The following is a 24,921-nucleotide window of genomic DNA, read 5'->3' as shown; positions in this document are numbered from 1 at the left end:
AGTGTGTCACGGGGCCGCGCGCCGACGCAGTTCCGCCCGGCCGGCGGTCACCAGCGTCCCCGCGGGCACGCCGCGGCCGATCATCAGCTCCAGTTGCAGCACGGCCTGGTCGGCCAGCAGCTCGAGCCCGTCGAGCACCTGGGCCCCGCGCTCGGCGGCGACGGCGGCGAGGGTGCTGGGCCAGGGGTCGTAGGCGAGGTCGAAGACCACCGGCGCCGTCGCGAACCGCGCCGCGACCGCCTCGGTCAGCGCGCCGCCGGGCAGCGCGCTGACCACCAGATCGGTAGGCGGTGCCGCCGCGGACCAGTCCGCGATCTCGAGGCCCACCCCGGCGCGCGCGGCCAGCTCGCCGAGCGCGGCCGCCTTCTCCGGTGCCCGCGCGGCGATCAGTACCCGGCTGACGCCGAGGTCGGCCAGCCCGAGCAGCGCCGAGCGGGCGGTCGCGCCGCTGCCGAGCAGCAGCGCCGTCCGCGGCGCGAGCCCCGGGGCGCAGCGGCGCACGGCGCGGGCCAGCCCCGCGATGTCGGTGTTGTACACGGTGACGGTACGCCGGTCCGCCGGCGCGTCCAGGATCACGGTGTTGCCGCCGCCGGCCAGCCGGGCCGCCGGGTCGATCGTGGCGCCGGGCAGATCGAGCAGCTCGGGCTTGTTCGGCATCGTCACGCTCAACCCGCGCCAACTCACGTCGAGGCCCTCGATCAGTGCCGCCACCCCGCCGCGCGGCACCTCGACCACGCCGTACTCCCAGTCCAGGCCGAGCTCGGCATAGGCGGCGCGGTGCATGGCCGGCGACAGCGAGTGCGCGATCGGGCTGCCGATCACCGCACAGCGCCGGATCGCGAGGGAGATCTCCGGCCTCAGCACTTGCCCTTGTTCTCAGAACACCAGCGTCGCCAGGTCTCGACATTGCGCTGGTGCCCGGCGGCATCGTCGGCGAACTTGGTCTCGCCGGTCTCCAGGTTCACCGCGACGAAGTAGAGCCAGTTGCCGTCGGCCGGATTCGCCGCCGCCTCCAACGCGGCCTTGCCGGGCGCCGCGATCGGGCCCGGCGGCAGGCCGTCGGCGACATAGGTGTTGTAGGGCGAGGGGTTCTTCCGCATCTCCTCGCTGGTGGACGCGCCGCCCCGCTTGTTGTTGGCGTACATGACCGTGGTGTCGAGCTGCAGCTTCATGCCCTTGTCCAGGCGGTTGTACAGCACCCGTGCGACCTTCGGCCGGTCCTCGTCGCGGCGTACCTCCTCCTCGATGATCGAGGCCACGGTGACGATCTCGCGCGGCGAGCGACCGAGCTCCTTCGCCCGCTTCTCCAGGTCGATGTCGCCCGCCACCTTGTCGAACTGGCCGGCCATCGCGGCCAGCACCGGGGTCGGGCCGGCGGCCACCTGCACGTTGTAGGTGTCGGGGAACAAGAAGCCCTCGGGATTGCCCTCGGCCCACGGCGACAGCCCGTAGGACTTGCCGTCCTTGGCCGCCGCCTCGAACTCCTCGACGCTCATCCCGGTCGCCTTGGCCAGCGCCTCGTACTGCTCGCCGATCCGCAGGCCCTCGCGGATGGTCACCTTCTCCTGCTTCAGCGCATCGGGGGCGAGCATCCGGTCCAGCGCCTGGGCAGCGCTCATCTGGGTCAGCAACTGGTAGTAGCCCGCCTGCAGGTTCACCTCGTCGGTGCGGTTGCGGACGGCATTGCGCCAGGCCTCGGTGGACTTGATCACGTCCTTCTCGACCAGCAGCGCGCCGATCTCGCTGACACTCGAGCCGGACGGCACCTCGACGAGGATCTCGGTCTCGCCCGGGCCGCGATAGTCCTCCGCGGTCAGGAAGCCCTCGATGCCGCTCTGCAGCTTGGTCATCGCGAACCAGCCGCCACCGACCAGCACGGCGAGGGAGATCAGCACGGCGATGGCGCTCTTGCCGTGATAGGCGACCGAACGCAGATTGACCCCCGACGGCGGGGTGGGCAGCTCGCCGCGGCCGTCGCGCGGCTCCGGCGCCTCCGCCGCGCCCCGCCCGTGCGGTCTGGTGTCCACCGGGTCACTCACTGTTGCGTACCTCCCCGGTCCGGCTCTCGCCGGATCGTCACTTCCTCGCCGGGCGGCTGCCCGGTCGAGCGCTCGGCCTCCAGCGCGTCGGTCAGGATCGCCACCGCCGCAGCCTGGTCGATCACGGAGCGCTGCCGGCGGGCCTTGCGACCCTGACCGGTCAGCATCCGCGAGGCGCTGACGGTGGTCAATCGTTCGTCCACCAACCGTAGCGGAACCCCGGGCAACGCCCGGGCGAGCTGTGCTGCGTGTTCCCGGATGCGAGCCGCCGCCGGACCCTCACCGCCGGCGAGCGAGCGCGGGAGACCGACGACGATCTCGATCGGATCGTACTCGGCGACCAGCGCAACGATCCGGTCCACCGGGGCCGGCGAGGCGGGCACCGTCTCGACGGGGTACGCCAGGGCGCCGCGCGGGTCGCAGGCCGCGACCCCGATCCGTGCCTCGCCCCAGTCGATCCCGAGCCGGGTCCCGGTCCGCATGGCGCTCAGCCGCCGGACACGGCGCGCTCGACCGCCCCGAGCGCTTGGTCGGCGCGGGCCCCGTCGGTGCCGCCGCCCTGGGCCAGGTCGGGTTTGCCGCCGCCCTTGCCGCCCAGCTCGGACGCGCCGATCCGGACCAGTTCCCCGGCGTTCAGCCCGCGATCGCGGGCCGGGCCGTTGACCGCGACCACGATGCCCGGCTTGTCGTCGGGCCCGCCGATCAGCGCCACCACGCCGGGCCGCTCGCCCAGCCGGTCGCGTACCTCCTGGGCGAGCGTCCGCAGGTCGTTGCCGGCGGCGTCGGCCCGCACGCCGACGAAGGCCACGCCGCCGAGGTCCTTGGCCCCGGCCAGGTGGTCCCCGATCGCCGCCCGCGCCCGCTCCGCGCGCAGGGCCGCGATCTCCTTCTCGGCCTCGCGGAGCTGGGTGACCATCCGGGAGACCCGGTCGGCGAGCTGGTCCGGCTGGACCCGGAGGGTGTCGGCCAGGCCGAGCACCAGGCTGCGCTCGGCGGCCAGCCGGTCGAAGGCGTCGCGGCCGACCAGCGCCTCGACCCGGCGTACCCCCGAACCGACGGAAGACTCCCCGGTCAGGGTCAGCAGGCCGATCTGGGAAGTGTCGGCGACGTGGGTACCGCCGCACAGCTCGCGCGACCAGGCACCGCCCAGCTCGACCATCCGGACCCGCTCGCCGTACTTCTCGCCGAACATCGCCATCGCCCCGAGCGCCTTGGCCTCGTCGAGGCTCATCTCGGTCGCGCTGACCGGCAGGTCGTCACCGATCGCCTCGGCCGAACGGCCCTCGATCTGGTCGCGCAGGTCCTTGCTCAGCGGCTGGTTGCTGCGGAAGTCGAAGCGCAGGTAGCCGGGCCGGTTGTAGGAGCCGGCCTGGACCGCCGTCGGGCCGAGCGCCTCGCGCAGCGCCGCGTGGATGATGTGGGTCGAGGTGTGGGCCATGCAGGCGCCGCGCCGGTTGTCGGCATCCACCTGGGCGGTGACCCGCTGCCCGGGGTGCAGCTCGCCCGCCTCCAGGCGGACCTTGTGCACGATCAGCCCCGGCACCGGCCGCTGCACGTCCAGCACCGTGAGGTCGGCGCCGTCGGCGCGGATGGTGCCGGAATCGGAGTCCTGCCCGCCGGACTCGGCATAGAACGGGGTCTCCTCCAGCACGACCTCCACGACCTCGCCGGCCGTGGCCGCGGGGACCACCGCGCCGTCGCGGACCAGGCCGCGGATCCGGGTCTCCTCGCCGAGTTCGGTGAACCCGGTGAACCGGGTCTCGCCGTCGGCGCGGAGCTGGCGGTAGGCCTCGGTCGAGGTCGCGAGCCCCTTGCGGGCGCGGGCATCGGCCTTCGCGCGGTCGCGCTGCTCGGCCATCAGCGACGCGAACGCCTCCGTGTCGACCTTGAGCCCCTGTTCGGCCGCCATCTCCAGGGTCAGGTCGACCGGGAAGCCGTAGGTGTCGTGCAACTGGAACGCGCTCTCGCCGGACAGCGTGTCGCCGCCGGCCGCGCGGGTCCGGGCCGCGGCGCCGGTGAAGATCTGCGTGCCCGCGGTGAGGGTGCGCGCGAAGGCACCCTCCTCGGCATAGGCCGCGGTCGAGGTGCCGTCCCAGTTGGCCTCCACCTCCGGCCAGGACTGCGCCATCAGGTCCTTGCTCACCGGCAACAACTCGGGCAGCACCGCGGTGTCGACGCCGAGCAGCCGCATCGCGCGGACCGAGCGGCGCAGCAGGCGGCGCAGCACGTACCCGCGGGCCTCGTTGCCGGGGCGTACCCCGTCGGTGAGCAGCATCAGCGAGGACCGCACGTGGTCGCCGACGACGCGCAGCCGCACATCGTCCTCGCGGTCCGCGCCGTAGGTTTTGCCCGCGAGCTGTGCAGCGCGCTCGATGACGGGGAAGATCTCGTCGATCTCGTACATGTTGTCGACGCCCTGCAGCAGGTACGCCGTGCGCTCCAGCCCCATGCCGGTGTCGATGTTCTTGCTGGGCAGCGGGTGCGCAATGTCGAAGTCGGACTTCGACCGCACGGCCGACAGCTCCTCGGACATGAACACCAGATTCCAGATCTCCAGGAACCGGTCCTCGTCGACGATCGGGCCGCCGTCCGGGCCGTAGGCCGGGCCGCGATCGATGTAGATCTCCGAGGACGGGCCGCCGGGCCCCGGTACGCCCATCTGCCAGAAGTTGTCGGCCAGCCCCCGGCCCTGGATCCGCTCGTCGGGGATGCCGACCTTGCGCCACAGCTTGCGCGCCTTGACGTCGCCGTCCGGATAGTCCGGGTGGTGGCCCGGCCCGAGCACGGTGACCCAGAGCTGGTCGGGGTCGAAGCCGAGGCCGCCGACGCCCTGCGGGGTGGTGATCAGCTCGAACGCGTAGCGGATGGCGTCGGCCTTGAAGTAGTCGCCGAAGGAGAAGTTGCCGAGCATCTGGAAGAACGTGCCGTGCCGGGTCGTCTTGCCGACCTCGTCGATGTCGAGCGTCCGCACGCACTTCTGGGCGCTGGTGGCCCGGTCCCACAGCGGCTTCTCCTCGCCGGTGAAGTACGGCTTGAACGGCACCATCCCGGCCGGCACGAACAACAGGGTCGGGTCCGGGTAGACCAGCGACGACGACGGGACCAGCTCGTGGCCGTTGCGCACGAAGAAGTCCAGGAACGTACGCCGGATGTCGGCCGTCTTCATCGAGTTCCTTCGGGGTCGAGCGATGTGGGTACGCCCGCGCGGGCGGGCGGCGTACAGCCTAGCGCCGCGCCCGCCGAACGCCTGTCGAGCAGCGATCGCACCGCCGGTCGAGCAGGCTCGCGAAGCGGGCGCCGTCGAGACAAGCCTCGAGCACAGCCCGAGCACGCGGCGTACCCACCCCGCCCGCCGAAACCGACCACTCGCCACGATTGTGGTGGCCTTCCCAGGCCCAAGGCAGCCGAAAGCCCGACGAGTGGTCACTTTTGGCGCGGAGAACCCCGAGCGGTCTCGACAGGTTCGACCAACGCCGGTCGAGCAAGCGAGGAAGCCAGCGCCGACCAAGCCCCGAGCACAGCCCGAGCGCGCGGCGTACCCACCCCACCCGCCGAAACCGACCACTCGTCACGATTGTGGTGGGCTTCCCAGGCCCAAGGCAGCCGAAAGCCCGACGAGTGGTCGCTTTCGGCGCGAAGCGCCCGTCCGGTCTCGACAGGCTCGACCAACCAATCTCGCGGGGCTGACCGACGAGGCTCGACCAGCTCAGGCGCGGCGGCGGGCCAACGACTCGGCCGGCTCCGGGTCGATCTGCTCGACGACGGGGGCCATGCCCAGTTCGGCCCGGATCTCGGACTCGCGGCGGCGGGTGTTGATCAACACATCGTCGGCGAAGTCGGCGATCTGGTTGCCGACGTGCTGGGCCCCGCGGGCGACGCGGGCCACGACGGCGTCCGGCCGGGTCTCGGCGATCACGGCATCCACCTTGCGTCGGGCCCAGCGGAAGACCAGCACCCCCGCGACGGCGCCGACGCCGAGCAGGACGACGTTGCGGATCACCGGGGCTCCAGATCCGTCCGGGTGACGATGTCGGCCCGATCGGGACGGGGGCCGCGCGCCCGCCTGCGTTCGCCACGCCGACGCCGCTGTCCCACGGCCAGCCGGAGCCCGTGCACGAAGGCGGTCAGCCGGATGATCGGGCCGCCGACGGCGGTGGTCATCAGATTGGACAGTTGGGCGCCGTTCTCGGCGATGGTGCTCACGCTGCCGGACAGCTTCGCGGCATCGTCGGTGACCACTCCGACCTTGGTCAGCTCGACATTGGTCGCCTGGACGGTGCCTTGCAGCTCGGTCAGGATCGGCACCGATTCGTCGCCGATCTCGTCGACGGTCTCCCGCATCGAGTCGAACAGCTTGCCGAGCTTGTACAGCGGCACCGCCAGGAAACCGACCAAGATCAACAGGGCAATGGCGGCCAGCAGGCCGGCCACTCCGCCAAGGGTCACAGTCATGGCCGCGAGCCTAGCCGTCCGGCGCCGGCCGGGGTCGCCCGGTGGTCACCGCGGCCCGTCGACGGTCCACCCCGTCGCGCGGTCCAGGGCCTTCTCCACCTGCGGCCGCGCGGTCTGCAGATAGCTGCGGGTGAGGTGGTGGGTGTCGAGGTAGACGCCGACATTGCCGATGGCGGCCGGGCAGTACCCGTCCGGGCACAGCAGGTCGGTGAAATCGATGCCGACCACCCGGGGGTCGCCGGTCACCTCGGCCAGTGGCGAGTCCGCCGCCAGCATCTCCTCGGCCGGCGCCCCGCACAGCGGCGAATCGCTGCCGTACCGGGCCAGGCACTCCGCGGGATCCTTGGCCCAGCGCGGGTTGTCCCGGACCGCCAGCACGGTCATCCCGGCCTGCACGAACGGGGCGACCGCCTCGGCGTACCCCGGAACGGCAATCTCGTCCGGCTCCTGCCAGCCGGTCCGGGTCGCCACGGTCAGCACGGCGTCGGCGCGCTCGTCGAGCACCTTCTGGGTGGCCTCCCGGTTGAAGGCCGCGCAGTCGGCGGCGGCGTCGTCCAGCTCGCCGCGCAGCTCGCAGTCGGCCATCTCCAGTTGCAGCAGCCGCCAGCCGCGGTCCCGGGCGATCGGCAGCAGGGCACCCACCCACTGCGCGGCGTGCGAACTGCCGACCACCGCTACGGTCGCGGTCGTCTCACCCTCGGGTTCGAACAGCTTGCAGCGGGCGGCGACGCCTTCGCCGAAGGCGTAGTCCGGGCACACGTCGATCTCCGGCGCCCATTCGGCCGACAGCCGGTTGGGCAGCGGGAGCAGCGGCCCGGGCACCGCGTCGGCCGGGTCGTAGCCCGGTTCGAGCACCCGCGCGCCCGGATTCGCCGAGATGGGCTGCGCCGACGCCCGGGCGGCCTCCGCGTCCTCCCAGCGCTGGACGCCGAGCACCAGGCCGACCACCAGGACCAGCGTCACGCCGGCCACCGCGCCGTCTCGGGTCCAACCCGGCAGCGGGCCGAACCGCGGGCGCCAGTCCCGCAGCGGCACCTCGACGAAGCGGCGGGTCAGCGCCGCCAGGACCAGGCTCGCGGCGATCACCGCGGCACCCTGGACCACCCCGACGGACGGGTCGTCGGTGACGATGATCCAGAACGTGAGCAGCGGCCAGTGCCACAGGAACAGCCCGTAGGAACGCTCGGCCAGCCAGCCCGTCACGCGGTGCTGCAGCAGGCCTCGGGTGATCCGGCCGCCACCGCCGCTCAGGATGACGGCCGCGGTCGCCAGCGTCGGAACCAGGGCGACCACACCCGGATAGCGGACGTCGGCGGGCAGCACGAATGCGGCGCCCAGCAGCGTCGTCAGCCCCAGCGCGCCGAGGACGGTGCCGGCCCGGCCACCGACCTGCCAGCGCTCGACCGCCAGGGCCAGCAGCCCGCCGAGCGCGAACTCCCACAACCGGCCGCTGGTCGCGAAGTACGCTGCGACCGGCGCCTGCGCGGTGCTCGCGACCCCGTGGGCGAAGGACGCCACGAACAGCACGCCGAACGCCGCGGCCAGCACCCGCCGCATTCGCCGCCCGTCGCGGATGGTGGTGATCGCCCCGAGGCCGAGGCAGAAGGCGATGATCACCTGCCCCTGGATGGACAGGGACCAGAAATGTTGCAGCGGGCTGGTCAGCTCCGAGGCGGCGGTGTAGTAGTTCACGGCCGAGTCGATCAGCACCTGGTTCTGCCGGAAGGTCAGCGCCGCGACGGCCTGCTGCCAGATCGCGGCCCAGCGCGTACCGGGAATCAGGAACGGGGTGGCCAGCACGACCGCGGCCACGGTCACCGCGGCCGCGGGCACCAGGCGCAGCATCCGCGAGAACAGCACCTGCAGCGGCCGTCCGTCCTCGCCCCGGTCATGCCGGCGCAGGAAGGTCCCGGTGAGCAGGAATGCCCCGATCAGCAAGAACGCGTCGATTCCACCGGAGATCCGCCCGAACCAGACGTGGTGCAGCACGACCAGCCCGATGGCTACGGCGCGCAGGCCGTGGATCTCGGGGCGGAACGTCATCCGGGCACCTCGCTGGTCTGGGTCCGTACTCGGCGGTCGGTGTCGACAAACAGTCGCCCACCCTACCCGCTCAGCGCCTCCGGCCGAGCAGCTCCTCGATCACCCGCAGCCGCTCGGCAACGGCGGCCTCGCGCCCGTGCTCGGTCGGCTCGTAGTAGCGGGCGTCGGCCAGCTCGTCGGGCAGATAGGCCTGCTCGGCGACGCCGTGCGGGGAATTGTGCGCGTGCCGGTAGCCCACGCCGTGCCCGAGCTGTTTCGCGCTGGCGTAGTGGGCGTCGCGCAGGTGCGGCGGGACCTGCCCGATCCGGCCGGCGCGGACATCGGCGCTGGCGCGCTCCAGCCCCTGGTAGGCCGCATCGGACTTCGGCGCCATCGCGCAGGCGACGGTGGCGTGGGCGAGATTGATCCGGGCCTCGGGCATGCCGATCAGTTGCACGGCCTGGGCGGCGGCGACGCAGGTCTGCAACACGCTGGAGTCCGCCATCCCGATGTCCTCGGAGGCCAGGATCACCAGTCGGCGCGCGATGAACCGGGGATCCTCGCCGGCCTGCAGCATCCGCGCCAGGTAGTGCAATGCGGCCTGCACGTCGGAGCCGCGCATCGACTTGATGTAGGCGCTGATCACGTCGTAGTGCTGGTCGCCGTCGCGGTCGTAGCGCACCGCGACCACGTCGACGGCCCGCTCGATGGTCGCCGGGTCGATGCTGGTCGAGCCCTCGGCGCTCGCCCCGGCGGCGGCCTCCTCGAGGAAGGTGAGCGCGCGGCGCGCATCGCCTCCGGCCATCCGGAGCAGCGTCTCGCGGCCGTCGGCGGTCAGGGCGTACCGCCCGCCGAGACCGCGTTGCTCGACCAGGGCCCGGTCGATCAGGGTGCCGATGTCGTCATCGGTGAGCGGCTTCAGGGTAAGCAGCAGCGACCGCGACAGCAGGGGGCTGATCACCGAGAAGCTCGGATTCTCCGTCGTCGCGGCGATCAGGGTGACGATCCGGTTCTCCACCGCCGGCAGCAACACGTCTTGTTGCGCCTTGGAGAAGCGGTGCACCTCGTCGACGAAGAGCACGGTGGGTACGCCGCGCGCGAGATCACGCCGGGCCTCCTCCAGCACCGCGCGGACCTCCTTGACCCCCGCGGTCACCGCCGACAGCTCGACGAACCGGGCATCGGCGGTCTGCGACACCACGCTCGCGATGGTCGTCTTTCCCACGCCGGGCGGGCCCCACAAGAAGACCGACATCGCGGCCTCGCCGGTCGCCAGGCGGCGCAGCGGCGCGCCCGGCGCGAGCAGGTGTTGCTGGCCGAGGATCTCGTCGACGGTACGCGGGCGCATCCGCACCGCCAGCGGCAGCCGGTCGTGGTCGGCATCGAGGCTGCCGCCGCCGCGGCCACGCCCGGTCGCGGCCGGTGTGATGTTGCCGAAGAGGTCCTCGCTCATCCGGCGACCAGGAACGCATCGAGGTCGGCGATCACCCGCGCGTCGAGGGAGTGGCCGAGCCCGGGATAGGTGTGGGCATCGACCCGCGCGTGTCCGTCGAGCCAGGTCTGCGTCGCCTCGGCCCAGCGGGCCGGCACGACCGGGTCCGCGACATCGCGCGACCAGAAGACCCGCGGCAGCGGGTCGGCCGGCGCGGGCTCGGGCGTACCCGGTGCCACGAAGCCCGACAGGACCAGCCAGCCGTCCGCGGCCTCCGGTCGGGCCGCCATCGCGGCGAGACCGACGCTCGCGCCCTGGGAGAAGCCGCCGATGAAGACCTCGCGCCAGCGCCCGGACTGGCCAGCCAGCCATTCCAGCACCACCGCTGCGGCCGCCGCGGCCTGGGTGGCATAGGCCGGGGCGTCGACGATCCCGCCCGGCACCAGCTCCAGCGGATACCAGGCGCGGCCACCCCAGGGCAGCGCGAACGGCGCGCGCGGAGCGGCGACGACGAAGCCGTCCGGGAGGTGCGGCGCGACGCCGAGCATGTCGGCCTCGTCGGCCCCGAAACCGTGCAGCAGCACCACCAGCCGGTCAGCGCCCGAGGCCGACGGGTCGGCGGAGAATCGCACCTGCAGCTCGGCCGGATCTGGGGCAGACATGGCCGCCATGTTAGGGGGACGGTCCGACAACGACCGCTCAGTGCAAGATCGGAATCTGTGCCGGGTAGCGGTACAGCTCGCCGCGGGATGCTCGCAGGGCGCCGATGACGTGACAGACGACGGTGAGCACGGCGGCGATCACCCAGAGGATGATCGCGACCGGGATCCCGATCACGGTGATGAACAGGATCCAGCCGATCACCGTCATCAGCCAGGCCCACAGGTTGAAGTTGAACGCACCGGCCGCCGAACCTCGGACCAGGGGCCCGCGCCCGCGGAACAGCAGCCAGATCAGCAGCGGCCCGGCGAAACTCAGCCAGCCCGCGGAGATGATCATGGCAATGATCGCGGACAGGTGCGCCAGCACCGCTAGCGTCCGGTCGTCGCCGCCCGCCCGCATGTCGCCCGTCATCTCTGCTCCTCGCCCGGCTCGGTGGTCCGGTCGCCGTCCTGCGCGGGTCGATCGGTCTTGTCGCCCTGCTCCGGCCGCGCGTCGACGCCGGCCTCCTTGCGCTGCTGGCTGGTGATCGGCGCGGGTGCGCCGGTGAGCGGGTCGTAGCCCCCGCCGGACTTCGGGAAGGCGATCACGTCGCGGATCGAGTCGGTGCCGGCGAGCAGCGCGACGATCCGGTCCCAGCCGAACGCGATGCCGCCGTGCGGCGGCGCGCCGTAGGCGAACGCGTCGAGCAGGAAGCCGAACTTCTCGGTCGCCTCGGACTCGCTCAGGCCCATCACCTTGAACACGCGCTCCTGCACGTCGCGGCGATGGATACGGATCGAGCCGCCGCCGATCTCGTTGCCGTTGCAGACCAGGTCGTAGGCATAGGCCAGCGCGGAGCCGGGGTCGGTGTCGAAGGTGTCCATCGATTCCGGCTTCGGCGAGGTGAACGCGTGGTGCACCGCCGTCCAGGCGCCCGAGCCGACCGCGACATCGCCCGAGGCCACTGCCTGGGCGGCGGGCTCGAACAGCGGCGCGTCGACCACCCAGCAGAAGGCCCAGGCGCCGGGCTCGATCATGCCGGTACGCCGGGCGATCTCGACCCGGGCGGCGCCGAGCAGCTCCTGGGAACCGCGGCGCTCCCCCGCGCCGAAGAAGATCGCGTCACCGGGCTGCGCCCCGACCCGCTCGGCCAGGCCGGCGCGCTCGGCGTCGGAGATGTTCTTGGCGACCGGGCCGCCGAGCTCGCCGTCCGCGCCGACCGTGACGTAGGCCAGCCCCTTCGCGCCGCGCTGGCGCGCCCACTCCTGCCAGGCGTCGAACTGCCGGCGGGGCTGGTCGCCGCCCCCGGGCATGATCACCGCGCCCACGTAGTCGGCCTGGAAGACGCGGAACGGGGTGTCGGCGAAGAAGTCGGTCACCTCGACGATCTCGTTGCCGAACCGCAGGTCCGGCTTGTCGGAGCCGTAGCGATCCATCGCGTCGTGCCAGGTGATCCGCGGGAACGGCGGGGTCAGCTCGACGCCCTTCAGCGCCCAGATCTCGCGGGCCAGCTCCTCGCCCAGGGCGATCACGTCGTCCTGGTCGACGAAGCTCATCTCGATGTCGAGCTGGGTGAACTCCGGCTGCCGGTCGGCCCGGAAGTCCTCGTCGCGATAGCACCGCGCGATCTGGTAGTAGCGCTCCATCCCGGCGACCATCAGCAACTGCTTGAACAGCTGCGGGCTCTGCGGCAGCGCGTACCAGGAACCGGGCGCCAACCGGGCGGGCACGAGGAAGTCGCGGGCCCCCTCCGGCGTGGAGCGGGTCAGCGTCGGGGTCTCGATCTCGACGAAGCCGCGCCGGCCCAGCACGTCGCGGGCGACCCGGCTGACCTGCGAGCGCAGCCGCAGCGCGTCGCCGGCCGAGCGGCGGCGCAGGTCCAGGTATCGGTAGCGCAGCCGCGCCTCCTCGCCCACCCCGGAGCGATCATCGATCTGGAACGGCAGCGGGGCGGACGGATTGAGCACCTCCAGCTCGCTGGTCACCACCTCGATCTCGCCGGTCGGCAGGTCCGGGTTCGCGTTGCCCTCGGGGCGCAGCTCCACGGTGCCGGCGACCTTGATCACGAACTCGTTGCGCAGGTCGTGCGCGCCCGAGGCGTCCAGCACCTCGTCGCGGACCACCACCTGGGCGATCCCGGAGGCATCGCGCAGGTCGAGGAAGGCGACGCCGCCGTGATCTCGGCGCCGGGCCACCCAGCCGGCGAGGGTGACGGTGGTTCCGGCATCGGCCGCGGTCAGGGTCCCGGCCTCGTGGGTGCGCATCACGGGTGTCGCTGTTCCTCTCGTCGTGGCCCCGCATCGACGGTGCGGGCGCCGGTCAGGGCGATGCTATGCCCCGCCCGGCAGCCGGCGCACACCCATTACCCCGGCATCACCTCAGCATCGGCGGCGGTGGGTACGCCGCCGCCGGCGAGCGCCATCAGAACGGCAGCCACTGCCCGGTGGGCCTGCCCCCGCTGACCCCGGTCAGCACGAAGGACGCCGTCGGCTCGCCATCGCTTTCGAAGGTGCACGACGCTCCACCGCGGCAGGTGCCGGTGGCGCTGAACTCCCACTTCACGGTGGTCCGGATCGTCGCCACGTCCGGGCTGTACTCGACCTTCGCGCCCCGCATCGGGTCGTTCTTGATTTTCCAGTCGATGCTGCCCGAGTCGACCTTCTGGCTGGTGCCCGCCTGAATGCCGAACGGGCACCCCTCCGGCGCGAGCTCCTTGGCCGAGGCGCACTTGTCGAGCGACCGCTTTGCCTGGTCCAGGGCGAACTTGCGGCCGTTGTCGGTCAGCTCCATCGTGCCGGTCCACTCGGCCGGTCCGGGCTTGCCGACCACGATCTCCCGCTCGGTGTACTGCACCCGGTCCGAGCCGGTCGTCATGGCGTACCCGCCGGGCAGTGCCAGCGCAGCCGATCCGGACTCGATCGCCTGGCCGTTCACCTGCAGCGCCCCGTCGGAGACCAGGGTGAGTTCTGCGAGCCCGTTGTCGATCATCCAGCCGTCGCCGGCACCGGTGAGCTCGAACGTGTAGCTCTGCGAGTCCCCGCCGACGGTGTAGGTCGCATCCACCTGAGCGCTGTCGAGCGCGTCGGAGACGGTGACCTCGCCGACCTCGGCGCCGCCCACCGCGGCGATGTCGCGGGACTGCTTGACGGCCTTGTCCGCCAGCAGCGGCGCATCGTCCGGCACGTTGCTCAGCAGGCCGAGCGCGTCGGCGGCATTGCCGTCGGACAGCGCGGCGAAATACCGCTCGACCGTCTCGGTCGCGCCGTCCGCACGACGCTGCTTCTCCGCCTCGTGGGCGGCCGCGGCCTGCTCGGCCGCCTGCCGGTCGAGCTGTCCCTTGATCAACACACCCCCGCTGATCAGCACGATCAGCCCGACCACGCCGGCCGCGATTCCGATCAGCAGCTTGCGCGACTTCTTCGGGGCCGGGCCACCCGGCGGCATCGGGCCGTAGCCCTGCTGCCCGTGCCCCTGCTGCCCGTATCCCTGCTGCGGGCCCTGGTAGGGCGGCGGGGGCTGGTTCGGGCCGGGCTGGTTCGGGCCGGGCTGGTTCGGGGGAACCTGGTTGGGCGGCCCCTGGTAGGGCGGTCGATGCGGTGGCCCCTGGTTGGGCGGGCCCTGCCACGGCGGCTGCTGTTGCGGTCCCTGACCGGGCCCGCTGGGGCCCCATCCGGGACCGTTGGGCGGTTGCGGCGGCTGGCTCATCGAGACTCCCTGGAAACATGCGCGGGGACCTGCGGGCGGGGGCCCGGCAGCGGTACGCCGAGACTAACTCCGCGACGGGCCACCCGACCCGCTCAGTCCCGGGTGTCGCCGTAGAGCCTCGCGATCTGCTCCGAGCCGAGCCATCCCGAATACGCCGGCGACCGCGGCCAGCCGTCCGGCGAATCCTGCCAGTCCTCCTGCCTGCCGTAGGGCAGGACGTCGATCAGCGCGAAGCTGAAGCTCAGTTGTTCCGCGCCGCGCCCGCCGGTGGTCCAGGTGCGATAGACCTGATCGCCGTCGCGGAGGAACACGTTGAACCCGAATTCGCCGCCGGGCGGCGCGCCGACGTCGGCCCCGAACGGGCTGTCGGCCGTCGAGTACCACTCCATCCGGTTCCCGACCTTCTCCCGGTAGGCCAGCGCCTCGTCGATGGCACCCTGCGCTCCTCCGTCGGTGATTTCTGCGAACCTAGGCCGTCGCGCGCTTCTCCGATCCTGCGGCTCAGTGCAGGCGTACCGCCGGGCGCCGGTCGCCCGCTGGCGGCTGCCACGCATCGGGATCGGCCGCGACCTGCTCGCCGCTGCGGATGTCCTTGACCTCACCGGAGCCGAACCAGACGAATGGGATGCCGCGCCGCTCGGCGTACCTGATCTGCTTGCCGAACCGGTCCGCCCTCGGCGCCACCTCCGTGGCGATCCCCCGCGAGCGCAGCCGGCCGGCGATGTCGATCGCGGCGGGCCGGCTGGCCTCGTCGTCGACGGCGACGAGCACCGCGGTCGGTACACTGCGCGACGCGTCGGCCCGCCCCGCGGCGACGAGCGGGGCGAGCAGCCGGGTCACGCCGACGCTGATCCCGACACCCGGCCAACTGTGCCTGCCATCGCTGGCCAGCGAGTCGTAGCGTCCGCCGGAACAGATCGAGCCGAGCTCGGGGTGGCCAGCCAGCTCGGTCTCGTAGACGGTGCCCGTGTAGTAGTCGAGCCCGCGCGCGATCCGCAGATCGGCAACGACGCCGCCGGGCCGGTACGCGCGAGCCGTCTCGATCACCGCGGCGAGCTCGGCGAGCCCCTCGTCCAGCAGTTCGTGGGACACGCCGAGGGCGCGTACCCGCTCGACGAAGCCGGTGTCGGGGGTCCGGATCTCGGCCAGTCGCAGGCAGGCGGCCGCGGTGTCGGTGTCCAGCCCGAGCTCGTCGACCAGCAACGCGGCGACCTTCTCGGACCCGATCTTGTCCAGCTTGTCGACGCGCTGCAGCACCCCGGCGGGCTCGGCGATGCCGAGTCCCCGGTAGTAGCCCTCGGCCAGCTTGCGGTTGGCCACGTGCATGGTGACCTCGGGCAGGCCCAGCTCGTCGCTCAGCCGGCCGAATGCCTCCAGCATCACCAGGGGAATCTCCGCGTCGTGGTGGGCCGCGAGCTGATCGGCGCCGACGATGTCGATGTCGGCCTGGGTGAACTCGCGGTAGCGGCCCTGCTGCGGTCGCTCGCCGCGCCAGACCTTCTGGATCTGGTAGCGGCGCAGCGGGAAGTTCAGCTTGCCGGCGAACTCGGTGACATAGCGGGCGAACGGGACGGTGTTGTCGTAGCGCAGTCCGAGCTCGGCCTCGGTCTCGGCGTCGGCGTGCAGGCGGCGTACCGCATAGACCTCCTTGTCGATCTCGCCCTTGCCTGCCAGCACCGACAGCGGCTCGACGCTTCGGGTCTCCAGCGAGCCGAAGCCGTGCAGCTCGAAGGTCTCCCGCAGCAGGTCCAGCACGCGCTGTTCGACGATGCGCCCCGCGGGCAGGTACTCGGGGTATCCGGACAGGGCGGTCACGCGCGGGCTCATGGCGGCCCAGCCTAGCCACGGCGCGACCGCTCGCCCGGCCCCGTGCACTGCCCGGGACGGGAGTGCCGGATGCGGCAGTATGGATCCATGACCGAGTCCGACAAGCCGACCCCTGCCCCGCCGCCCGGCCCCGCGCCGGCCGCCGGGTCGCCGGCCGGCCCGCCCGTTCCGGGCGCCGCCCCGCTGCCCACCGCTCCGTCCCCGGAAGCCGCCGCCCCCGGACCTGCGCCGGACTCGTTCGGCCGGGTCGCCGAGGACGGCACGGTCTATCTGCGGACCGACGAGGGCGAGCGCGCGGTCGGCCAGGTGCCGGACACGACCCCGGAGGAGGCGTTGGCCTTCTTCACCCGGCGCTATGACGCGCTGGCGCTGGAGGTGCAGTTGCTGGAGACGCGGGTCCGCGGCGGCGCGCTGTCTCCGGAGGAGGCGCGCAAGGCCGTCGGGACGGTACGCCGCAGCATCGACGGCGCCAATGCCGTCGGCGACCTGCCGGGACTGCTCGCGCGACTGGACGGGCTGGAGCCGGTGCTGGCGCAGGCGCAGCAGCAGCGCCGCGAGGAGCGCGCCCGCAACCAGGCCGAGACCCGGTCGGCCAAGGAGCGGATGGTCACCGAGGCGGAGAAGCTCGCCGCCGGCAACGACTGGCGGGGCGGGGTGAACCGGTTCCGGGCGCTGCTGGAGGAGTGGAAGGGCCTGCCCAGGATCGACCGGGCGACCGACGACGAGCTGTGGCACCGGTTCTCCTCCGCGCGCACGCAGTACACGAAGCGCCGCAAGGCCCAGTTCGCCCAGCAGGCGGAGCGCCGCGAGCAGGCCAAGGGCGTCAAGGAGAAGATCATCCGCGAGGCCGAGGGCCTGGCCACCTCGACCGAATGGGGCCCGACGGCGGGCGCCTTCCGGGACCTGATGTCGCGGTGGAAGGCCGCAGGGCCGGCGCCGCGGGAGGTCGACGAGAAGCTCTGGCAGCGCTTCCGCGGCCTGCAGGACCAGTTCTTCGAGGCCCGCAATGCCGCGATGAGCGCCCAGGACGAGGAGTTTCGCGGCAACCAGGAGGCGAAGGAGGCGCTGCTCGCGGAGTACGAGCCGCGGGTCCGCCCCGATGAGGACCTGGCCGGCTCGCGGGCCGCGTTCCGGGAGTTCCTGGAGCGCTGGTCGGAGATCGGCAAGGTGCCGCGCGATGCGATCCGGCCGCTGGACGCCCGGGTGCGGGCGATGGAGCAGTCGCTGCGGAGCACCGAGGACGCGGAGTGGAAGCGTACCGATCCGCAGGCCCGGGCGCGCGCGGAGGACACGGCGAACAAGCTGACCGCGCAGATTGCCGGGCTGGAGGAGAAGGCCGCGAAGGCCGAGGCACGCGGCGATGCGTCGGCGGCCCGAAAGGCGCGCGAGTCGGCGGCGACCTACCGCAGTTGGCTGGAGCAGGCCGAGAAGGCCGTGCAGGACTTCTCCCGTTAGTCGGCCGTCCGGCCGGTCAACGTCGGGCCGCCCCGAGCCACCCGCACTCCGACCCCGGTCCGACCCGGGAAGGTCGGCGCGGGACCGCTCTCGGCTGGTGGCGGGGCGCGCTGATGGGTTGAATCAGCGTCATGGACCTGCTCGCGGTGCTGTCGCACCTCACCGAAACCATCACCGCGCTGGCGAGCACGCCGTGGGTGTACCCGGTGGTCCTCGCGCTGACCACCATCGACGGATTCTTCCCCCCGGTGCCGAGCGAATCAGTCGTGGTGTCCCTCGCCGCGCTGTCGGTGAGCGACGGGAACCCCTCGCTGCCGCTGCTTTTCCTGGCGGCGGCCCTCGGTGCCGTCGCCGGTGACAACGTCGCCTACCAGATCGGCCGGGTGCTGCATCCCGGGGGCGAGCGCGGACCCCGATTCCTGCGGGGCGAGCGAATGGCCCGAGCGTTCGCGTGGGCGCGGCGTGCTCTCGAACACCGCGCGGCGGTGATGATCCTGGTCGCCCGGCACATCCCGGTCGGCCGGGTCGCGGTGAACATGATGGCCGGGGCGACCGGTTATCCCCGGCGCCGGTTCGTGCCGCTGACGATCCTGGCGGGCACGCTGTGGGCCGCGTACGGCATCGGCATCGGCACCGTGGCCGGGAGTTGGGTGAAGGACCAGCCGCTGCTCGCCGCCGCCCTCGCCGTGGCCCTGGCGCTGGTCCTCGGCTTCGCGCTGGACCGGGTGCTCGAGTGGTTCAACCGCCGTCGCGGGGTCGGTACGCCGGGCGGCCCCGACGCCCCCGCACCCGACCCCGCGTCCAGCTCCTCGCCGCGCTGACCCCGGTCCGTGCGCCGGCGTCCGCGTCACCAAGACGCGCGGCCCGGCGCCATGATCACTTTGTGGTCACTCGCGCGCCCTGAGGTGACCACAAAGTGCTCACGCCGCCCGCGGGGCCGAGGAGAAGATCATCGGCGAGGCTGCGGCGGTGCTCCCGAGGCCCGAGGCGCGGCCCCACCGGGGCCCCCGCCACCCGCCGCGGGGGCGGTCCGGGTGTCGACGCCGACGGCCAGCTCGACCCGATAGCCCGTCTCGGCGTCCCCGGTCACCGTGGCGAGCTGCGGGGCTCCCCCGTCGTCGCCGAACACCATGTCCGTGGCGAGGCTGACCCGCGCCAGGTTGGCCGCCGAGGTCTGGTAGCCGTCCGTCGCGTACACCGCCTCGCAGGCGTCTCGCGGGAGCGCCACCTGGGAGGTGGCGATCGCGTTCGCGGCGTCGGTGATCGTGTCCGCGGCGGGATAGACCTCGAAGTGGATGTGCGGCCAGCGCCCGTCGTAGCAGGCGGGGAAGATGCTGGTGAAGCCGACCCGGCCCTCGGCGTCGGCGACCTGCACGCCGCGCAGGTAGTTCTCGTCCTCAAGCCCCGCGGCATACATCGAGTACCGGCCCTCCCGGTCGCAGTGCCAGACATAGACGGCCGCGCCGGCGAAGGGCGTACCCGCGGCGAGGTCGGTGATGATCAACTCCAGCTTCATCGGTACGCCGGCCGCGGTCGCGCTGCCGGTCTCGAAGCTCGACCGGATGTCGCTGCGCAGCACCCCGCTGCGCTCCAGCAGGTCGGGGCCGTTGGAACCGTCGCCGGGATACGGGCCGGCCGTCTCGTCGGGGATCTCCCCCGTTCCGGCACCCTCCGCGCCGGCCTGCGGGAGCGCCCCGCAGGCCGCGAGCCCGAGCCCGGCGCCCGCGGCGCCGATCAGGGCCAGCATGCGGCGCCGGCCGAACAGGGTGCCGAGATCGAAGGCCAGCCCCTGGTCCTCGACGTCCTCGCCCGGCCGGGGCAGCGGCCGGCCCCGATAGCTCGTCGGTTCGTTCATGATCATCCTTTCCGCCTCATCGGGGCCGAAGCTAGCCCCGCGGGCGCGCGGGATGCTGTGCGGCGCCGCTGGCGCGGCTGTGAACCTGCCCGGGCGCGGTGCCCGTGTTTGCGCGCGGATCGCGCCGCGAGCTAGGACGTCACGCGGTAGACGTCGTAGACGCCCTCGACGCGGCGCACGGCCTTGGCGAGGGCGTCCAGATGCTTGGGGTCGGAGGTCTCGAAGCTCATCCTGATCTTGCACACCCGGTCGCGGCCGGTGTTCACGTTCGCGGAGACGATCGACACGTGATGCTCGGTCACGGCCCGGGTCACGTCGGACAACAGGCCGTGCCGGTCCAGGCCCTCGATCTGCAGCGAGACCAGGAAGCTGCTCTGCGCGGTCGGCGCCCACGACACCTCGACCAGCCGCTCGGGCTGGTCGAGCAGCGCCGCGGCATTGGTGCAGTCGCGGCGGTGCACCGACACGCCCGCGCCGCGGGTGACGAACCCGAGGATCGGATCGCCCGGCACCGGCGTACAGCACTTGGCCAGCTTCACCCACAGATCCGTGGCGCCGTGCACGGCGACGCCCGTCCCGGAGGCCTTGTCGGTCCAGCGCCGACGCTCCACCCCGACATCGGTGGCGGTCTCGTCCTCGGACTCCCCGCCCTCGAGCACCAGCAGCCGGCTGACCACCGATGCGGCGGTGACATTGCCCTCGCCGATGGCCGCGTACAGGGCGTCCACGTCGCGCAGCCGGTTGTGCCGGGCCGCCTCCGCCAGATGTGCGCCGGTGAGCAGCCGCTGCAGCGGCAGGCCCGCCTTGCGCAGCTCGCGGGCGAGCGCGTTCTTGCCGTTCTCGATGGCCTCCTCGCGGCGCTCCCGGGTGAACCAGTGTTTGATCTTGTTCCGCGCGCGGGGGCTCTTGACGAAGTTCAGCCAGTCGCGGCTCGGCGCGGCGTTCTCGGCCTTCGAGGTCAGGATATCGACCACATCGCCGTTGCTCAGCACCGATTCCAGCGGGACCAGACGCCCGTTCACGCGGGCACCGATGCAGCGCTGCCCGACCTCGGTGTGGATGGCATAGGCGAAGTCGACCGGGGTCGCCCCCTGCGGCAACGCCAGCACGTCGCCCTTCGGCGTGAAGGCGTACACCTCGGAGGTGTTGATCTCGAACCGCAGCGAGTCCAGGAACTCGCCGGGATCGGTCGTCTCCCGCTGCCACTCGGTCAGCGACCGCACCCAGGACAGCTCGGTGCCCGGCGCCTGGCCCTGGCCGTTCCTGGTCTCCTTGTACTTCCAGTGGGCCGCGACGCCGTACTCGGCCTTGTGGTGCATGTCCCAGGTCCGGATCTGCAGCTCGACCGGGGCACCCTTCGGCCCCAGCACGGTGGTGTGCAGCGACTGGTACATGTTGAACTTCGGCACCGCGATGTAGTCCTTGAACCGGCCGGGGAGCGGGTTCCACCGCACGTGCATCACGCCGAGAGCCGCATAGCAGTCGCGCGGGTTGTCCACCAGGATGCGCAGCGCCACAAGATCATAGATGTCGGAGAAGTCGCGGCCGCGGACCACCATCTTCTGGTAGATCGAGTAGTAATGCTTCGGCCGCCCCTGCACGGTCGCCTTGATCTTGGCATCGCGAAGGTCGTCATTCACCTGCGCGGTGACCTCGCGCAGGAATGATTCCCGCGACGGCGCCCGTTCGGCGACCAGGTGCACGATCTCGTCGTAGATCTTGGGATGCAGCACCGAGAACGCGAGATCCTCCAGCTCCCACTTGACGGTGTTCATGCCCAGCCGGTGGGCCAGCGGGGCGAAGATCTCCAGCGTCTCGCGCGCGATCCGGCGCTGCTTGTCCGGCCGCAGGAACTGCAGCGTGCGCATGTTGTGCAGCCGGTCGGCGAGCTTGATCACCAGCACCCGGATGTCGCGCGACATCGCGATCACCATCTTGCGGATGGTCTCGGCCTTCGCCGAGTCGCCGTAACGAACCTTGTCCAGCTTGGTCACCCCGTCGACCAACTGGGCCACCTCGGCGCCGAAGTCGGCCTCGAGCTGGGTCAGCGTGTAGGAGGTGTCCTCGACGGTGTCGTGCAACAGCGCGGCACACAGCGTCGGCTCGTTCATGCCGAGTTCGGCAAGGATCGTCGTCACCGCGAGCGGGTGGGTGATGTAGGCGTCGCCGGACTTGCGCTGCTGACCGGAGTGATAGTGCTCGGCGGTGCGGTACGCCCGCTCGATCAGCGCGGTGTCCGCCTTCGGGTGATGGGACTTGATCACCTTCAGCAGCGGATCCAGCACGGCCATCTGCGGGCTGCGCGACGCGCCCAGCCGCGCCAGCCGCTGGCGCATCCGCAACCGAGGTTGCTCGGGCCCGGAGCTCAATCGATTGGTACGCCCGATCGGCTCGGCGAGCACATCCACCGGCGCGGGCACGGGCCGCTCCCGTGCGTCGGCGCGCGCATCGTCCGGTGTCGCATCGCTCATCCGCACCCCTCCCGCCTCGGGCTCGGCCCGGCGAGTCGGGCCGGCTTTGACCAGTCGGTCCAGTCTAGTCAGCCGTGGCGGTGCGCGAGGGCGGGCGGGGGCCTCAGTCCAGTTCGGCGCGGGATTCGCGTCCGGGGCCGGGGGCCGAGTTCTCGCCGCCCCGCAGCCGTGCCACCTCAGCCTCGGACCGGCGTACCACGATCAACTGGTCCCCGGTCGCGAGCGTCTTCACCGACGGGTCGTAGAACCGGCGCAGCGTCTTGTTACGGACCACGGCGAGCACCTGTTCGCCGGCGATCTCGACCGGCGAGCGGCCGACCTCGTCGGGTCGCACCAGCCGTTCCGCCACCTCCAGGCCCTCGCCGGAGGCGAGCAGGTCCTCGATGGTGGTGCCGATGTCGGGACTGACGGCGGACAGCCCGAGCAGGCGGCCGACCGCATCGGACGAAGTCACCACCGAGTCTGCGCCCGACTGCCGGAGCAGGGAACCGTTCTCCTGTTCGCGGACGGCGACGACGACATGCGCGCTCGGGTTCAACTGACGCACTGTCAGCGTGCACAGGATCGCCGCGTCGTCGCGGTCCAGGGTGATGATCACCTCGCGGGCCTTGGAGATCTCGGCCCGACGCAGGACGTCGCGCCGCGTACCGTCGCCCTGGATCGACGCCACCCCATCCAGGCTGGCGTCCTCGATGCCCACCGGGCTCTGGTCGATCACGACCACCTTCGCCAGATCGGCATCGTGTCGGCGCAGCGTGCCGACCGCGCTGCGGCCCTTGGTGCCGTAGCCGACCACCACCGTGTGATTGCGCATCCTCTTCCTCCAGCGGTTGTCCAGCCACATGCGCCGGCCCTGGTTGGCCAGCACCTCCAGGGTGGTGCCGACCAACAACACCAGGAAGGCGATACGCAGCGGCGTCACGACCAGCGCGTTGATCAACCGCGAGTGCGGCTCGATCGGGGTGATGTCACCGTAGCCCGTGGTGGTCACGGTGACCGTCGAGTAGTAGATCGCGTCGATCAGCGAGACGCCGTCGCTGTTGGTGTTGTCGATGTAGGCGTCCCGGTCGAACCAGACCAGCGCGGTCGAGATCGTCACCAGGGCGACCGCGACCAGCGCGCGGATGGCGAGCTGGCGGACCGGGGAGGCGTCGCGAACCGGCAGATTGACCAGGATCTTCTGGGCACTCCATCCCGCCCGCACCGGATTGCGCATCGCCCCGCCTCAGGCGCGCAGCACCGAGGAGACCCGCTCGATCCCGTGCTCGGCGAGCTTCGCGCGACCGTCCAGCGCGGTCAGCTCCAACAGCACCGACACCTGGACCAGCTCGGCGTCGAGCTGCTTCAACAGCGCGGCCGTGGCGGCCACCGTGCCACCGGTCGCGAGCACGTCGTCGACCACCAGCACCCGCGCACCGGCGGGGATGGCATCGGAGTGCACGGTCAGGGTCTCGGTGCCGTACTCCAGGGCGAAGGTCTCCGAAACCGTTGCGCCGGGCAGCTTTCCGGGCTTGCGGACGGGCACGAACCCAGCCCCCAGCGCGAGCGCGATCGGGGCGGCGAAGATGAACCCGCGCGCTTCCATCCCGACCACGAGGTCCACATCGCGCGGCGATGCGGCGACCAGCTCGGTCACGGCGGCGGCGAGCCCCGACGGGCGGGCCAGCAGCGGGGTGATGTCTTTGAACATGATCCCGGGCTTGGGGAAGTCGGGCACGTCGCGGATCAGGTCCGCGATCAGTCCGGCATTCGCCTCGCTGGGGCTCTGGGTCACAGATGTCATCGAGATTTCCTCTCGCTGCGGGTCTTTCGGCTGGGTTGTGGGCGCCCCGCTGCGCCGCGTCTGAGATCGTCGACCTTGGTCCGCGGCATCGTGAGTACCGAGCCGTCGGGTGTGCCTTCCTCGTCGGCGGTCTCGGTGATGCTGACCTTGGCCGAGGAGGCATTGCGGGCCTTCAGCTCGGCCTCGTCGCGGCGCTTGTGCACCCGCTTGTCCTGGCGTACCACGTCTTCGTCGCGGCGCTTGAAGTCCACCACCAGCGGCGTGGCGATGAAGATCGAGGAGTAGGCGCCGGCGAGCATGCCCACCAACAGGGCCAGGCCGACGTCCTTCAGGGGTCCGGTGCCGAGCAGCACGGCGCCGGTGAAGAGTAGCGCGACGACGGGCAGGATGCCGATCATGGTCGTGTTCAGCGACCGGATCAGCACCTGGTTGACCGCGTCGTTGGCCTCCTCGGCATAGGTCTTGCGGGACAGCTCGCGGGTGTTCTCCCGGAGCCGGTCGAAGACCACCACGGTGTCGTAGAGCGAGTAGCCGAGGATCGTCAGCACGCCGATCACCGTGGTCGGGGTGACGGTGAAGCCGAGCAGCGCATAGACACCGACGGTCAGGATCAGGTCGTGCATCAAGGCGACGATGGCCGCCGCCGAGTACTTCCAGTCCCGGAAGTAGATGGCGATCATGATCATCACCAGGGCCAGGAAGATGCCCAGCGCGAGCGCGGCCTTGCTGGACACCTGCTGGCCCCACGATGGGCCGATCACGCTGTTGGCGACCTGGTCCGGGGGGATCTGCAGGCTGTCGGCGATCGCCGTGCGAACCGTCGTGGTCTCCTCGGGCGTCAGGGCACGGGTCTGGGTTCGGACGCTGGCGCCGGTCACCTGGACGGTGACCTCCTGCATGTCGGGTACGCCGGAGTTCTGCACCGCCTCGCGCACCACCGGCACCGCCGCGGCGGCGTCGGGCGCCGGAGCGGTGAAGGCGGCGCCGCCGGTGAACTCGATGCCGAGCGACAGGCCGCGCACCAACAACCCGATCAGGCAGATCAGGATGACGACGGCGGAGGCGGCGTACCAGCGCTTGCGGACGCGGATGAACTCGAAGGCCAGATTTCCGGTCCACCACCGGTGCGCCAGCCGGCCGAGGGCGCTGCCGCCCCGGTCCGGTCCGGTGGTCCGTTCGGCTGCCTCCATCGGCTCGCCCGACGTGTCGTCGGTCGGATCGGTCTGCTTGGTTGCCAT

At 71.9% G+C, this 24,921-nt stretch carries 21 protein-coding genes; 2 read left to right on the top strand and 19 right to left on the bottom strand.

Annotated features, from left to right (window positions below; genetic code table 11):
• Positions 1-6: 6 nt before the first annotated feature.
• The 14 genes from ACXDC7_RS10400 to hisS form a co-directional block, all read right to left on the bottom strand.
• Positions 7-864, bottom strand: a complete 858-nt coding sequence (locus ACXDC7_RS10400; RefSeq protein WP_459222075.1) for a shikimate dehydrogenase family protein — start codon at positions 862-864, stop codon at positions 7-9.
• Positions 858-2,039: an endolytic transglycosylase MltG gene (gene mltG / locus ACXDC7_RS10395; protein WP_459222074.1), complete on the bottom strand. Its 1,182-nt coding sequence runs from the start codon at positions 2,037-2,039 to the stop codon at positions 858-860. Before mltG ends, ACXDC7_RS10400 begins: the two co-directional genes overlap by 7 nt.
• Positions 2,036-2,521, bottom strand: coding sequence for a Holliday junction resolvase RuvX (gene ruvX / locus ACXDC7_RS10390; RefSeq protein WP_459222073.1), 486 nt, complete (start codon positions 2,519-2,521; stop codon positions 2,036-2,038). The genes mltG and ruvX overlap by 4 nt, the downstream gene beginning before the upstream one ends.
• Positions 2,522-2,526: 5 nt before the next feature.
• Positions 2,527-5,205 carry an alanine--tRNA ligase gene (gene alaS / locus ACXDC7_RS10385; RefSeq protein WP_459222072.1) on the bottom strand — a complete coding sequence of 893 codons (2,679 nt, stop codon included), beginning with the start codon at positions 5,203-5,205 and terminating at the stop codon, positions 2,527-2,529.
• 540 nt (positions 5,206-5,745) lie between these two features.
• Positions 5,746-6,039, bottom strand: a complete 294-nt coding sequence (locus tag ACXDC7_RS10380; RefSeq protein ID WP_179443625.1) for a hypothetical protein — start codon at positions 6,037-6,039, stop codon at positions 5,746-5,748.
• A complete protein-coding gene (locus tag ACXDC7_RS10375) occupies positions 6,036-6,491 on the bottom strand; it encodes a DUF948 domain-containing protein (protein WP_218843577.1) in 456 nt (151 codons plus the stop codon). The genes ACXDC7_RS10380 and ACXDC7_RS10375 overlap by 4 nt, the downstream gene beginning before the upstream one ends.
• Before the next feature lie 45 nt (positions 6,492-6,536).
• Complete coding sequence (locus tag ACXDC7_RS10370) at positions 6,537-8,534, bottom strand: acyltransferase family protein (RefSeq protein ID WP_459222071.1); 1,998 nt, start codon at positions 8,532-8,534, stop codon at positions 6,537-6,539.
• Between the two features lie 70 nt (positions 8,535-8,604).
• Positions 8,605-9,966 (bottom strand): replication-associated recombination protein A, encoded by a 1,362-nt coding sequence (locus ACXDC7_RS10365; protein ID WP_459222070.1) that lies wholly within the window; start codon positions 9,964-9,966, stop codon positions 8,605-8,607.
• Complete coding sequence (locus tag ACXDC7_RS10360; RefSeq protein WP_459222069.1) at positions 9,963-10,607, bottom strand: alpha/beta hydrolase; 645 nt, start codon at positions 10,605-10,607, stop codon at positions 9,963-9,965. Before ACXDC7_RS10360 ends, ACXDC7_RS10365 begins: the two co-directional genes overlap by 4 nt.
• 37 nt (positions 10,608-10,644) lie before the next feature.
• Positions 10,645-11,019: a DUF4870 domain-containing protein gene (locus ACXDC7_RS10355; protein WP_179443629.1), complete on the bottom strand. Its 375-nt coding sequence runs from the start codon at positions 11,017-11,019 to the stop codon at positions 10,645-10,647.
• Entirely contained in the window at positions 11,016-12,854 is a 1,839-nt protein-coding gene (aspS, locus tag ACXDC7_RS10350; protein WP_459222068.1) for an aspartate--tRNA ligase, read from the bottom strand. The genes ACXDC7_RS10355 and aspS overlap by 4 nt, the downstream gene beginning before the upstream one ends.
• Positions 12,855-13,008: 154 nt before the next feature.
• The gene (locus ACXDC7_RS10345) at positions 13,009-14,292 is read right to left on the bottom strand and encodes a hypothetical protein (protein ID WP_459222067.1); all 1,284 of its coding nucleotides are present in this window, start codon (positions 14,290-14,292) and stop codon (positions 13,009-13,011) included.
• 92 nt (positions 14,293-14,384) lie between these two features.
• Positions 14,385-14,846: a DUF899 family protein gene (locus tag ACXDC7_RS10340; protein ID WP_459222066.1), complete on the bottom strand. Its 462-nt coding sequence runs from the start codon at positions 14,844-14,846 to the stop codon at positions 14,385-14,387.
• Entirely contained in the window at positions 14,794-16,119 is a 1,326-nt protein-coding gene (hisS, locus tag ACXDC7_RS10335) for a histidine--tRNA ligase (RefSeq protein ID WP_459222065.1), read from the bottom strand. Before hisS ends, ACXDC7_RS10340 begins: the two co-directional genes overlap by 53 nt.
• 87 nt (positions 16,120-16,206) lie before the next feature.
• Here hisS and ACXDC7_RS10330 point away from each other — a divergent pair, with 87 nt between their 5' ends.
• Together ACXDC7_RS10330 and ACXDC7_RS10325 are read left to right on the top strand one after the other, a co-directional pair.
• Entirely contained in the window at positions 16,207-17,574 is a 1,368-nt protein-coding gene (locus ACXDC7_RS10330; RefSeq protein ID WP_459222064.1) for a DUF349 domain-containing protein, read from the top strand.
• A gap of 131 nt (positions 17,575-17,705) precedes the next feature.
• Positions 17,706-18,395, top strand: coding sequence for a DedA family protein (locus ACXDC7_RS10325; protein WP_179443635.1), 690 nt, complete (start codon positions 17,706-17,708; stop codon positions 18,393-18,395).
• 128 nt (positions 18,396-18,523) lie between these two features.
• Here the strand turns inward: ACXDC7_RS10325 and ACXDC7_RS10320 are convergent, their stop codons facing one another.
• From ACXDC7_RS10320 to secF, 5 genes are all read right to left on the bottom strand, one after another.
• Positions 18,524-19,429 carry an intradiol ring-cleavage dioxygenase gene (locus ACXDC7_RS10320; RefSeq protein ID WP_459222063.1) on the bottom strand — a complete coding sequence of 302 codons (906 nt, stop codon included), beginning with the start codon at positions 19,427-19,429 and terminating at the stop codon, positions 18,524-18,526.
• A 131-nt stretch (positions 19,430-19,560) separates the two neighbouring features.
• Positions 19,561-21,900, bottom strand: a complete 2,340-nt coding sequence (locus ACXDC7_RS10315) for a RelA/SpoT family protein (RefSeq protein ID WP_179443637.1) — start codon at positions 21,898-21,900, stop codon at positions 19,561-19,563.
• Positions 21,901-22,003: 103 nt separating this feature from the next.
• Positions 22,004-23,116 (bottom strand): potassium channel family protein, encoded by a 1,113-nt coding sequence (locus ACXDC7_RS10310; RefSeq protein WP_459222062.1) that lies wholly within the window; start codon positions 23,114-23,116, stop codon positions 22,004-22,006.
• A 9-nt stretch (positions 23,117-23,125) separates the two neighbouring features.
• Positions 23,126-23,683: an adenine phosphoribosyltransferase gene (locus tag ACXDC7_RS10305; protein WP_179443639.1), complete on the bottom strand. Its 558-nt coding sequence runs from the start codon at positions 23,681-23,683 to the stop codon at positions 23,126-23,128.
• The gene (secF, locus tag ACXDC7_RS10300) at positions 23,680-24,921 is read right to left on the bottom strand and encodes a protein translocase subunit SecF (RefSeq protein WP_459222061.1); all 1,242 of its coding nucleotides are present in this window, start codon (positions 24,919-24,921) and stop codon (positions 23,680-23,682) included. Before secF ends, ACXDC7_RS10305 begins: the two co-directional genes overlap by 4 nt.

Source organism: Naumannella huperziae (assembly GCF_054073625.1).
The sequence above is the reverse complement of the archived record's forward strand: the minus strand, read 5'-3'. Positions and strand labels throughout refer to the sequence as shown.

Bases quoted from the DNA above. Each gene is read 5' to 3' on its own strand.
- ACXDC7_RS10320 (WP_459222063.1), bottom strand. From the start codon at position 19,429: ATGAACGAACCGACGAGCTATCGGGGCCGGCCGCTGCCCCGGCCGGGC.
- ACXDC7_RS10370 (WP_459222071.1), bottom strand. From the start codon at position 8,534: ATGACGTTCCGCCCCGAGATCCACGGCCTGCGCGCCGTAGCCATCGGG.
- ACXDC7_RS10340 (WP_459222066.1), bottom strand. From the start codon at position 14,846: ATGCGTGGCAGCCGCCAGCGGGCGACCGGCGCCCGGCGGTACGCCTGC.
- ACXDC7_RS10310 (WP_459222062.1), bottom strand. From the start codon at position 23,116: ATGCGCAATCCGGTGCGGGCGGGATGGAGTGCCCAGAAGATCCTGGTC.
- ACXDC7_RS10375 (WP_218843577.1), bottom strand. From the start codon at position 6,491: ATGACTGTGACCCTTGGCGGAGTGGCCGGCCTGCTGGCCGCCATTGCC.
- ACXDC7_RS10355 (WP_179443629.1), bottom strand. From the start codon at position 11,019: ATGACGGGCGACATGCGGGCGGGCGGCGACGACCGGACGCTAGCGGTG.
- ACXDC7_RS10305 (WP_179443639.1), bottom strand. From the start codon at position 23,683: ATGACATCTGTGACCCAGAGCCCCAGCGAGGCGAATGCCGGACTGATC.
- ruvX (WP_459222073.1), bottom strand. From the start codon at position 2,521: ATGCGGACCGGGACCCGGCTCGGGATCGACTGGGGCGAGGCACGGATC.
- secF (WP_459222061.1), bottom strand. From the start codon at position 24,921: ATGGCAACCAAGCAGACCGATCCGACCGACGACACGTCGGGCGAGCCG.
- ACXDC7_RS10325 (WP_179443635.1), top strand. From the start codon at position 17,706: ATGGACCTGCTCGCGGTGCTGTCGCACCTCACCGAAACCATCACCGCG.
- ACXDC7_RS10365 (WP_459222070.1), bottom strand. From the start codon at position 9,966: ATGAGCGAGGACCTCTTCGGCAACATCACACCGGCCGCGACCGGGCGT.
- ACXDC7_RS10315 (WP_179443637.1), bottom strand. From the start codon at position 21,900: ATGAGCGATGCGACACCGGACGATGCGCGCGCCGACGCACGGGAGCGG.
- ACXDC7_RS10345 (WP_459222067.1), bottom strand. From the start codon at position 14,292: ATGAGCCAGCCGCCGCAACCGCCCAACGGTCCCGGATGGGGCCCCAGC.
- ACXDC7_RS10360 (WP_459222069.1), bottom strand. From the start codon at position 10,607: ATGTCTGCCCCAGATCCGGCCGAGCTGCAGGTGCGATTCTCCGCCGAC.
- ACXDC7_RS10330 (WP_459222064.1), top strand. From the start codon at position 16,207: ATGACCGAGTCCGACAAGCCGACCCCTGCCCCGCCGCCCGGCCCCGCG.
- alaS (WP_459222072.1), bottom strand. From the start codon at position 5,205: ATGAAGACGGCCGACATCCGGCGTACGTTCCTGGACTTCTTCGTGCGC.
- hisS (WP_459222065.1), bottom strand. From the start codon at position 16,119: ATGAGCCCGCGCGTGACCGCCCTGTCCGGATACCCCGAGTACCTGCCC.